Raw genomic sequence first — 11,384 nt, forward strand, 5'->3', positions numbered from 1 at the left:
TTGCTATTCTTATCAGAATGATAAGAATAGCATTGTATTATTCATGGCTTAGACGTCCTAAAAAGCTAAGTGAATATAAACCACAAATACCTACAATTGCAAAAACAACTCTTGAAAAAACAGTTGCATTACCAAAAAGAGTACTTACCAGGTCAAAGTTAAGAAATCCTATGAGTCCCCAGTTTATTGCGCCAATAATTACTAAAATGACTGCACTGTAATCTAATGCTTTCAAATGATAACCTCCTTTCGTTCATCTTTTAGCATATCCCAAAATCAAATTCTTATGTACATATTTTTAAATTAGGGTCTTTAAAAATAAAAAAAAAGCAAGTATAATGTAAATGATATAAGAGGAGGTTGTTCATTGAGTAGCAGAAATAAAAAGGTCGTGAAGTATCGCAAGCCAGTTCACTTTAATATCGGAGTAATTGTATATCTTTTCTTATTTATTTACTTATTAATTATTGCAATCTCTTTTTTAAGTCATAAGAGATTAACTTTATATGAAGTAGTAGAAAAGAAAATTGCAGATGATAATTCCTGCTATGGGATTGTACTTCGTGAGGAAGAAGTGTTTACTTCTAAGAAAGCTGGTTACATAAGCTATTATGTAGGAGATGGAGAACGTATTTCAAAAAATTCTACCGTGTATAGTATCGATGAAACAGGAGATATTTATAGTAAGCTGGCTAGTTCAGAAGTGGAACGTGAGATATCTTCAGACGATAATAGTAAAATCCGCAATCAGATAAAATCATTTCAAAGTAGTTTTGATGAAAGCAACTATAGCGTTGTAAGAGATTTTAAGTATGATATGGAAAATACAATACTAGGATTAAATTACTCAAACATATCAGAACAAGTGAATGGAATTTTGAATAAAACTGGTAGTTCCGCCGCATTTCAATTGGTAAAATCAGAAAAAAGCGGTATTATTTCATATTCACTAGACGGTTTTGAGAATATAAAAGAAGACCAGGTAACAAGTGAGACATTTGAGCAGGATTATGAGAGACAGCAATTAAGAACATACGATGTGACAGATAGTAATACATCCATTTATAAGCTGATAACAGATGAAAGCTGGTCTATTATTTTGAATTTATCCCAGGAACAGTATAATAAGCTGGTAGAAAAGGAAACGGTACAAAAACAAGACGGTGCTTCTGTTACTTATGTAAACATACGTTTCATGAAGGACAATCTGAAGACAAAGGTTGCTTTCTCAACATATACTAAGGGTGATGCTTTTTTTGCCAAACTGATTTTAAATAAGTATCTAATCCGCTATATGAATGATCGTTTTTTGGAAATAGAGTTATCCTTAAATTCTGCAGAAGGTTTAAAAATACCTGTTTCTTCAATACTTGAGAAAGAGTTTTTAAAAATACCAAAGGAATACTTTTCAGAGGGCGGTGATTCCAATGAGAAGGGAATTGTTAAGGAACTTTATAGTGAGAACGGTGATGTTACTTTTCAGTTTCTTCCGGTTGATATTTTTTACGAGGACGAAAAATATGTGTTTGTAGATAAGTCAGTTGTAAAAATGGGTGACTGGATAAGAAATCCAGAAACACAAAAACGGTATCAGATTTCAGAGGCTGGCACATTAGAGGGTGTTTTTAATGTAAATAAAGGATATTGTGTTTTCCGGCGAATTGAGAAAATATATGAAAATGAGGAATACTGTATAGTTGCTCCAGATACCCCTTATGGTTTATCCAATTATGATCATATTTTGTTAGATGCAGCGACTGCACAGGAGAATGAAATCATTAAATAGCTAAGGAGTTGTGGTGATATTGGTACGTGAAAATTTAATTGAGGTTGAAAAAAGAATACAAGAGGCGTGTAAAAGAGCTGGAAGAAATCGGGATGAGGTTACACTAATTTCAGTGAGTAAGACAAAACCTGTAGAAATGATTTTAGAAGCTATGGAATGTGGAATGCGGGATTTTGGTGAAAATAAAGTCCAGGAAATAGTAGATAAGTATGAAATTATTAAAAAAGAATTAAATTGGCATATGATTGGACATTTACAGCGAAATAAAGTAAAATATATTGTAGACAAGGTATGTTTAATTCATTCAGTTGATTCTATTCGTCTTGCTTTACAGATAGATGAAGAAGCGAAAAAGAAAAATGTAATTTGTCCCATTCTGATCGAAGTGAACATCGCAGGTGAAGATTCAAAATATGGAGTTACCAGCGGAGAAGCTGTCACTTTAATTGAACAGATTTCAAGGCTAGAAAATGTTTCTATCAAAGGATTAATGACAATAGCTCCTTTTGTAGAAAACGCGGAGGAAAACCGCATACATTTTCGTAATTTGCGAAATTTACAGGTTGACATTAAAAGTAAAAACATTGATAATGTAAATATGGATATTTTGTCAATGGGAATGACAGGCGATTTTGATGTTGCAATTGAAGAAGGCGCAACCATGGTTCGCGTTGGAACAGGTATATTCGGTGAACGAAATTATAATATAGGAGTTTGATTAGGAGATGGCGAATATTATTAAGAATTTTCTTGGATATTTAAAACTGGGCGATGAAGATGAAGAATACGAAGATTATCTGGATGAAATGGATGAGAAGGAATTAGCACGCCAAGAGAGATTCCGGGCTAGGGAAGTGGAACGTGCTCAGAAGATGGATAGTGCAACGGACAGGAAAAGTACAAAGAAAGCAAACAGTAAAGACGTTGAGGTACCAGATTTTCAAGAATCTCGTCGTGAAAAAGTACGAACAGAGAGAACATCTAATAATAAAATTGTTCCAATTAGGACTACTACAAAAGGGTTGGAAGTATGTATTATGAAACCCACAACTTTTGAGGATTCTCAGGATATCTGTGATATGCTTTTGTCTGGAAGGGCAGTTGTCGTTAACCTGGAAGGGTTTGATCCTGATGTAGCACAGAGAATAATGGATTTTATATCAGGTGCTGTTTATGCAATTAGCGGAAAGCTTCACCAGATATCACGGTATATTTTTATTTTTTCACCAGACAATATTGATATTTCAGGTGACTATTTAGATTTGGTACCAGTAGATGGATTAACTGTACCAACGCTTAATAAAGAATTTTAGTTTTTACAGCCACTTTGCTCACAGATCAGAGAGTGCGTGCTTAGTACTCTCTATTTTGTGTATTCATATATTTTATTGTAAAAGGCAGGATAGAGAATGACAACGGATAAAGACGAAAAATTACTCTGTAATCGGCTAATTGAACTGTCTAATTTGAGTTTCCGCAGAAATACCATTACTTATTCATGGTTTTTAAATTTGAACGAGCAAAATATATTTTATAGAACTTCCAGGGATTTAGCACCGGTTTCTTATCAGCTTTACGGAGGTTACGAAAGTGCGGAGAGAAAAATAGTTATTTTTTATGCCGATGAATGGGATTACAGTTCCTATAATTCTTTTACTGGTATACTAGCTGTAATAAAAATTGAGGCTGTCAATGAGAAATTTGCAGATCAGTTAACTCATCGTGATTACTTGGGAGCTATTTTAAATCTGGGTATAGAACGGATTAAAATTGGAGATATTATCGTAAAAAATTCTGTGGCATACGTATTTTGTCACTCAGGAATAAAAGAGTTCATTTTAGATTATCTTACGAAAGTGAAACATACAAATGTGAAATGTACAATGGTGGAGAGTGAGCTGGAAGATTTCACTCCTTCCTATAAAACTATAAAAGGAACGGTATCGTCCATTCGTCTGGATGCTGTGTTGGGGGTTGCATTTCAAACTTCCCGCAGTAGTCTCAGTGGTTTGATTTCAGGAGGAAAGGTCTTTGTAAATGGTAAACTAATGGAATCGAACAGCTATCCAATTAAAGAACAGGACATTGTATCCGTCCGTGGTCATGGAAAATTTATTTTTCGCGAAGTGATGCATCAGACGAAAAAAGGACGTTATAGTATTACAATTGACAAGTACATTTAGGAGGAATTATATGTTAACACCTATTGAAATTGAAAATGTGTCATTTAAGTCCGGGAGGGGTTATAGCAAGAAGGAAGTAGATGCTTTTTTAAATACAGTTCACCATGATTATGAAGCTCTGTATAAAGAAAACAGGGAGCTAAAGGACAAGCTGAATACGTTAAGTGATGGCGTGCAGTATTACAAGAATATTGAAAAAACATTGCAAAAAGCACTAGTTTTGGCAGAAAAAACTTCTACTGAAATAAAAGAGGCGGCAGTCAGACAAGCAGAAGCAATTGAGAAAGAAGCATATCTGAAAGCCAATACCATTCTTGCTGATGCAAAGCATGAACTGAATCGGATTCAGAATCAGATTATCGCGTTAATACAAAATTTTGACCAATGTAAGGCACAGATTAAGCAAATAACAATGGCTCAAATGGAACTTTTAGAAAGTGAAAGTTTTTCCGTGAAAGTATCCTCTTTTGATTTAGAACCTTCTTTTGTTATTAAAAATGATGTGTTATCTGAGAAAGAAGAAACCAAAGAACCAGAAGAAATGGAACAAGAGATAATGCAACAGGATACTATCCAACAAGATAAAACGCAACAAGATAAAACACAAGAAGATAAAACGCAAGAAGAGGAAGAAAGAGAAATGCTGATGAAACTGTTTCAATCGATTGAAGAAAATTCAAAGCAAAAGCAGACGGACAATTCAAAGAATACAGCTGAGCAGGATTTTGAATTTTTAAATATGGATTAAAATACAATAGGGAGAATAGACAAGATATGAACAATAGAATTACGGTAAAAGAAAACAATTTACCAATATATGAAATATGGATAGAGGATAGTTATGAACAGTTGGTTTCTATTTTTGAACCATTTCATATGAAAGAATATAAAATATGTATTGTTACAGACAGCAATGTTGAAAAATTTTATTTACAGGAAGTGAAGAAACTGCTACAAGGTGTTGCTGGAAAAGTTGTTCATTATACTATGCCAGCAGGTGAGGAAAGCAAGAATCTAAATACAGTGCAGCGATTATATGAATTTCTGATTAAAGAACATTTTGATCGAAAGGATATGCTGATAGCACTGGGCGGAGGTGTAGTTGGAGATTTAACTGGCTATACAGCTGCTACATTTTTGCGTGGAATCCGTTTTGTTCAGATGCCAACTTCTTTGTTAGCGATGGTGGACAGTAGTGTTGGCGGAAAAACTGGTGTAGACTTCCTAGAATATAAAAATATGATTGGAGCGTTCCATCAGCCCAAGGCAGTATATATTAATTTGTCGGTGTTGAATACGTTGACGAAAGAGCATTATTTTAATGGTCTAGGTGAAGTTGTGAAATATGGCATGATACAAAGTCTTGAATTCTATCATTGGCTTATAAATCATGTGGAAACACTACAACAAAAAGAGCCTTCTGCACTGCGGGAAATCGTTTATAAATCCTGTACTTTTAAGCAGGAAATCGTGGAAGAAGATCCACACGAATTAAATATTCGTGCTTATCTTAACTTTGGACATACACTTGGACACGCAATTGAAAAGTGGTCAAAATTTTCCATATTGCACGGTGAATGCGTTGCACTTGGTATGATAGCTGCAACTTATTTATCTGTAAAGAGGGGGTTTATAGAAGAAAAAGAGTTAGATATTCTTAAGGATTTATTGGATCAGCTTCAACTGCCTATCCAGTTAAACGAGATTTCAAAGGATGAAGTTGTGCTAGCAACAAAGAATGACAAAAAAATGGATGCTGGAACTATTCAATTCGTTTTACTAAAGCAAATCGGAGAGGCTGTGCTAGATCGTTCTGTTACAGAGCAGGATATGATAGAGGCTCTAGAATATTTAATGCGATAGCAGTACAGGATATTTTATCATAGGAGATTATAAAATGAAATATATAAAAGCCATACTTGGCGTTACTTTACTTGTGCTAATCGATCAATTGACTAAATACTGGGCTGCAACTCATCTGAAAGGAAAAGAGCCGATTGAGATCTTAAAAAATGTTTTTGAACTAAACTACCTAGAAAATCAAGGTGCTGCTTTTGGTATTTTTCAAAATCAATTTACTTTTTTGACTATAATGACTACGATTATTTCTGTTGGGCTGTTATTTTATTTTATTAAGCTTCCCAACGATAAGAGAATGAATCCAATGCGCATTATTATTGTTTTTATTTGGGCAGGAGCAATTGGAAATAGTATTGACCGACTTAGCAATCAATATGTAATTGATTTTTTATATTTTAAATTAATTAATTTTCCCATCTTCAATGTTGCGGATTGTTATGTTACAGTATCACTGTTCATTTTGGCATTTCTCATTCTGTTTTTTTATAAGGATGAAGAATTATCATGGAAAGCTAGTAAGGAAAAAAATAAATTATAATTTGGAGTATACATGAATCAAGAACGAATTGAAATAGAAGTAGTAGAAGAATGCAGCAATATGAGGATTGATCGGTTTGTTTCCATGCATGAGCCAGATTTGACCAGGTCATATGTTCAAAAACTGGTGAAAGAAGGAAATGTCCGAATCCTGGACAAAGAAGTAAAATCCAACTATAAGGTGAAGGAAAATGAATTGGTTGTTATTTGTATTCCAGAACCAGCTGAACTGGATATTAAGCCCGAAGATATTCCCTTAAATATTTTATATGAAGATGAAGATTTAATTGTTATTAACAAGGAAAAAGGAATGGTCGTTCATCCTGCTGCTGGACATTATTCAGGCACGTTGGTAAATGCACTTCTTTATCACTGTAAGGGACAGCTTTCAGGTATTAATGGGGTAATGCGGCCTGGAATTGTTCACCGTATAGACAGAGATACAACGGGTGTAATTGTTGCATGTAAAAATGACAAAGCGCATAATAGCATATCAGAACAGTTAAAGGAACATTCTATTACAAGAATTTATCATGCCATCGTATATAATCATTTTTCAGAAGAAAATGGAATTGTAGATGCACCAATAGGCAGACATCCAGTGGAACGAAAAAAAATGGCAGTCAATTATAAAAATGGCAAGCATGCCGTTACACATTATCATGTAATAGAAAATCTGAAACAAAATTATTCTTATATATCTTGTAAGCTGGAGACTGGAAGAACACATCAAATAAGAGTTCATATGGCAAGTATTCGTCACCCCCTGTTAGGAGATGATATATACGGGCCAAAGCGTACAAGTATCAACCTGGAGGGACAAGTTCTTCATGCTAAAACGTTAGGATTTATTCATCCCAGGACAGGAACATATATGGAATTTGAATCGGAACTGCCGACGTATTTTAAAGAATTAATTTCAAAATGGAGCAATCATTAGCGATAAAAAGCACGTATTTCAGGAACAGATAAAACTGGAATACGTGCTTTGTCAATTGTAGGGAAGTTTCTTGCGGCAAAGTGCATGTCCCTTTTAGTTGACAAGGATATTCTAATCAAGTAGAATAGGCATATACATATTTACTACCGACGTAGATTTGCCATAATATATTGTACTACACTAATAGAATACATGCTTATAAATAATATATGGGGTGAAGTGATGAAGGAATTGAGGTTACATGAAGGTGAATTAAATATAATGGAGCTGTTGTGGTCAAACAAAGTGTTAGCTGCGAAGGATATTTCTAAAATTATTAAAGAATATATTGGTTGGGAAAAAAATACAACCTATACAGTAATCAAACGTTTGATCGAAAAAGGAGTAATTATACGAGAAGATCCGGGTTTTATATGTAAAGCAGCGATTTCAAAACGTACAGTTCAAAATATGGAAACAAAGTTCTTACTAGGTAAATTGTTTAATGGCTCGTTACATAACTTTATTTTAGATTTTTTGAAATATCAAGATCTGTCAATGGATGAAATAGCAGAACTTGAAAAAATAATAACAGAGCAAAAGTTTTAATTTGCACGAAGCGAGAAGCTTCCGGCTTATGGCAATGAAGTGTGAAAAAGTGGTAGTGAATGAAAATGAACTGATAGGAGCAGAGGATGATTCTGTTGCTATCAGTTTTTTACTTTCATGAATAAAATATGAGGAATTTGTAATACTTGGGAGTAGAATATTTATTTGGAAGTAAGGAAAGAGAGGTTATTCAAATGAGAATTCCAAAACATGTCGGAATTATTCCAGATGGAAATCGCAGATGGGCAAAAGGAAATGGACTGAAGAAAGAACAAGGATATGATCATGGTTTAACTCCAGGCGTAAAGGTATTACAACAGGCTCAGGCATATGGAATTGAAGAACTTACTTTTTATGGATTTACAGTAGATAATTGCAAACGACCTAAGGAACAACTTACTGCGTTCAAGCAGGCATGTGTGGAAGCAGCAAAATTGATGATGAAGGAAAAGGTTTCACTCCTGATTTTAGGGAATACAAAATCAAAGTGTTTTCCAGAAGAATTACTGGATTTTACAAAACGAACAAATTTTAATGGTGGAGGCACAAAGGTAAACATCCTTGTAAATTACGGCTGGGAATGGGATTTGTCAAAAAAAAGTGAGGAAGCGAATAAAAGCATAAGGTCTTCTCTATATTCATCCGATATATCCAGAATTGATTTAATTATCCGCTGGGGGAACATGAACAGGCTTTCTGGCTTTCTTCCTATACAATCGGTTTATTCTGATATTTATGTAGTAAAGGAATTATGGCCTGATTTTAAAACAGAACATTTGGAAGAAGCAATTAGGTGGTATGATAAGCAGGATGTTACTTTGGGAGGATAATAAAAAATTAATACTCATAAATTTTCCATATTAAATAGGGCAAATGCACTATTTAGTACGGAAAATAGTACATATTATATAAAAATACTTTATTATTTATTAAAACATGATAAAATTAAATTGGGAGCATTTATTTATTGAAATGATAATAGCTTCCAAAAAGGAAGGAGGTTAAGGTAACAGGAAATTATGGGTATGTAAAGAAAACTAAGTGTAAAATGTGTAATTTTATAAGTAGAAAGGGTTGAATGTATGAAGAAAAGAAATTTATTAAAGAAATTTAAATGCGCTTGTGCTGTTGCGGTAATTGGAAGCCTGCTGGTTCCATGTATTCCCCAAAATGGGGTTGAAAAAGTCCAGGCAGCCAGCCAATATCAGATGGAAGCGCTGGACAGAGGCTTAGTTGGTGTTAATTCAAATGGAGGTATTTTTCTTTCTTGGAGATTACTTGGAACAGAAGACTATACTACCAGCTTTAATGTTTATCGGAACGGAATAAAAATTGCCGGACCAATTACCAATTCTACCAATTATTTTGATGCAAGTGGGACAACCAGTGCATCTTATTATGTTCGTACTGTAATAAACAATGCTGAAGTAACACAATCGGATACAATTACTCCTTGGTCAAAGTCCTATTTGGATGTGCCAATCAGTAAACCAGCCAATACAACGTTAAGTGGTGCAACGGTAACTTATTCTGCGAATGATGCCACTGTAGCCGATGTAGATGGTGATGGAAAATATGAAATCATTTTAAAATGGGATCCTTCTAATTCAAAAGATAATTCTCAAAGTGGATATACTTCTAATGTGTACATAGATTGCTATGAGCTAGACGGCACGATGAAATGGCGTATTGATCTGGGGAAAAATATTAGAGCAGGTGCTCATTATACCCAGATGATTGCTTATGATTTAAATGGAGATGGTAAAGCAGAGGTTGCATTGAAAACGGCAGATGGTACAATTGATGGTACTGGTGCAGTGATTGGAAATGCAAGCGCTGATTACCGTAATTCAAAGGGATATATATTAAGCGGACCAGAATATTTAACTATATTTGAAGGAGCTACTGGAAAAAATTTAAAAACCATTACATATGAACCAGCAAGAGGAAGTGTAAGTGACTGGGGAGACAGCTATGGTAACCGTGTTGATCGTTTCTTATCTGGCGTTGCATACCTGGATGGAAAAACACCAAGCCTAATTATTTGCAGAGGTTACTATGCAAAATCCTGTATTGTTGCTTACCAGTTTAAAAGTGGTTCCTTAACCAAGCAATGGACGTTTACAGCAGATGGTTCTAACAACTCATCCTATCGCGCCCAGGGTGCCCACAGTCTTTCTATTGCAGATGTAGACAACGATGGATATGATGAAATTGTATATGGCTCTGCTGTAATTGATCACACTGGTAAAGGACTGTACTCTACAGGACAAGGACATGGAGATGCACTTCACTGTGGAGATTTTGACCCAAATCATGCAGGGCAGGAAATTTTCATGGTACATGAATCAAAATCTTCTTCTGTAGAAAGTGTTCAAATGCGAGATGCAAAAACAGGAAAGACCTTATGGAGTTATAAAAGAAGCGCTGACATTGGACGTGGTCTGATTATCAATGCAGCAGCTGAATTTGCTCCTTATGTCTGTCTTGCCGATTACGCATACAATAGTTCTGGCAGCACCATTACGAACAACCTAAAAAGTCTTGGAGAAAATTTCTCCATGTTATGGGATGCTGACTTATTGCAGGAAGGTTTAGATGGAAACTCCATACGTAAATGGAATTCCAGCACAAAAAAAGTAGATATTGTTTTACAGGATACAGGAATACATTCTAATAACACAACAAAAGCAACTCCTTCACTATCTGGAGATATTTTGGGGGACTGGAGAGAAGAGGTTATTTGGCCTACTTCCAGTGATACTGCATTAAGAATTTACACAACAACAGCAGTAACGACAAATAAATTATATACATTAATGCACGACCGTCAATATCGTGAAGCAATTGCTTGGCAAAATGTAGCATACAACCAGCCACCTCATGCAAGTTATTATATTGGAACAGGTATGTCTACACCTGTAAAACCATCTATGTATACAGTGGGAACATATAAAGAGAAGACAGTTGGAACTGTAGTAACACCAACTCCATCTGCTGCAACGGTAGAAGAAGGGCTTTACATGATTAAAAATGTAAACAGCGGACTCTATATGGATGTTGCTGGCGGAACAGCAGCTAATAGTACAAATGTACAGCAGTGGGGAGCTTCCAGTGCAGCATCTTATAATACCTGGAAGGTTGTCAGCACAGGAGATGGCTACTACAAATTGTATTCCCAGGTAGGAGATGGAAACACCTATGTATTAGATATTGCTGGAATGAAAACAGCAGATGGAACCAACGTTTTGATTTATACAGATAAAGGTTCTTCAAATCAGATGTTTAAGTTTGTGAAAAATTCCGATGGAACATATGGTATTTTATCGAAACTTGCAGGGGATGTCAGTGGAATTGAGATAGCATCCAGCAGTACTGGTTCAGGTGGAAATGTTCAGCTTTACCAGTATACAGGCAGTGCTAACCAGAAATGGACATTGGAAAAGGTAACATTAGCTACGCCAACGCCAGTAGTAACGCCAACGCCAGT

General features: G+C 35.1%; 12 protein-coding genes. 11 read left to right on the top strand and 1 reads right to left on the bottom strand.

Annotated features, from left to right (window positions below):
* Positions 1 to 37: 37 nt before the first annotated feature.
* The gene (locus BM305_RS15545; protein WP_092562823.1) at positions 38 to 235 is read right to left on the bottom strand and encodes a DUF378 domain-containing protein; all 198 of its coding nucleotides are present in this window, start codon (positions 233 to 235) and stop codon (positions 38 to 40) included.
* Between the two features lie 132 nt (positions 236 to 367).
* Between BM305_RS15545 and BM305_RS15550 the strand changes: the two genes are divergently transcribed.
* From BM305_RS15550 to BM305_RS15600, 11 genes are all read left to right on the top strand, one after another.
* Entirely contained in the window at positions 368 to 1,786 is a 1,419-nt protein-coding gene (locus BM305_RS15550) for an HlyD family efflux transporter periplasmic adaptor subunit (protein WP_092562826.1), read from the top strand.
* A 19-nt stretch (positions 1,787 to 1,805) separates the two neighbouring features.
* Positions 1,806 to 2,504, top strand: coding sequence for a YggS family pyridoxal phosphate-dependent enzyme (locus BM305_RS15555; RefSeq protein WP_092562829.1), 699 nt, complete (start codon positions 1,806 to 1,808; stop codon positions 2,502 to 2,504).
* A 7-nt stretch (positions 2,505 to 2,511) separates the two neighbouring features.
* On the top strand, positions 2,512 to 3,099 hold the full coding sequence (locus BM305_RS15560) for a cell division protein SepF (protein ID WP_092562832.1): 588 nt from the start codon (positions 2,512 to 2,514) through the stop codon (positions 3,097 to 3,099).
* A 96-nt stretch (positions 3,100 to 3,195) separates the two neighbouring features.
* Positions 3,196 to 3,969 carry a YlmH family RNA-binding protein gene (locus BM305_RS15565; RefSeq protein ID WP_092562835.1) on the top strand — a complete coding sequence of 258 codons (774 nt, stop codon included), beginning with the start codon at positions 3,196 to 3,198 and terminating at the stop codon, positions 3,967 to 3,969.
* A gap of 10 nt (positions 3,970 to 3,979) precedes the next feature.
* Positions 3,980 to 4,717 (top strand): DivIVA domain-containing protein, encoded by a 738-nt coding sequence (locus BM305_RS15570; protein WP_092562838.1) that lies wholly within the window; start codon positions 3,980 to 3,982, stop codon positions 4,715 to 4,717.
* A 26-nt stretch (positions 4,718 to 4,743) separates the two neighbouring features.
* On the top strand, positions 4,744 to 5,832 hold the full coding sequence (gene aroB / locus BM305_RS15575) for a 3-dehydroquinate synthase (protein WP_092562841.1): 1,089 nt from the start codon (positions 4,744 to 4,746) through the stop codon (positions 5,830 to 5,832).
* Positions 5,833 to 5,866: 34 nt separating this feature from the next.
* On the top strand, positions 5,867 to 6,367 hold the full coding sequence (lspA, locus tag BM305_RS15580; RefSeq protein WP_092562844.1) for a signal peptidase II: 501 nt from the start codon (positions 5,867 to 5,869) through the stop codon (positions 6,365 to 6,367).
* Positions 6,368 to 6,379: 12 nt separating this feature from the next.
* Positions 6,380 to 7,306: an RluA family pseudouridine synthase gene (locus BM305_RS15585; RefSeq protein WP_092562847.1), complete on the top strand. Its 927-nt coding sequence runs from the start codon at positions 6,380 to 6,382 to the stop codon at positions 7,304 to 7,306.
* Positions 7,307 to 7,528: 222 nt separating this feature from the next.
* Positions 7,529 to 7,894 (top strand): BlaI/MecI/CopY family transcriptional regulator, encoded by a 366-nt coding sequence (locus BM305_RS15590; RefSeq protein WP_242940562.1) that lies wholly within the window; start codon positions 7,529 to 7,531, stop codon positions 7,892 to 7,894.
* Between the two features lie 194 nt (positions 7,895 to 8,088).
* Entirely contained in the window at positions 8,089 to 8,724 is a 636-nt protein-coding gene (uppS, locus tag BM305_RS15595) for a polyprenyl diphosphate synthase (protein ID WP_092562877.1), read from the top strand.
* A 252-nt stretch (positions 8,725 to 8,976) separates the two neighbouring features.
* A partial coding sequence (locus tag BM305_RS15600) for a rhamnogalacturonan lyase family protein (protein ID WP_177214762.1) occupies positions 8,977 to 11,384 on the top strand: 2,408 nt, incomplete at its 3' end.

Origin of the sequence: Anaeromicropila populeti (assembly GCF_900112775.1) — a bacterium.
Classification (GTDB): Bacteria; Bacillota; Clostridia; order Lachnospirales; family Lachnospiraceae; genus Anaeromicropila_A; species Anaeromicropila_A populeti.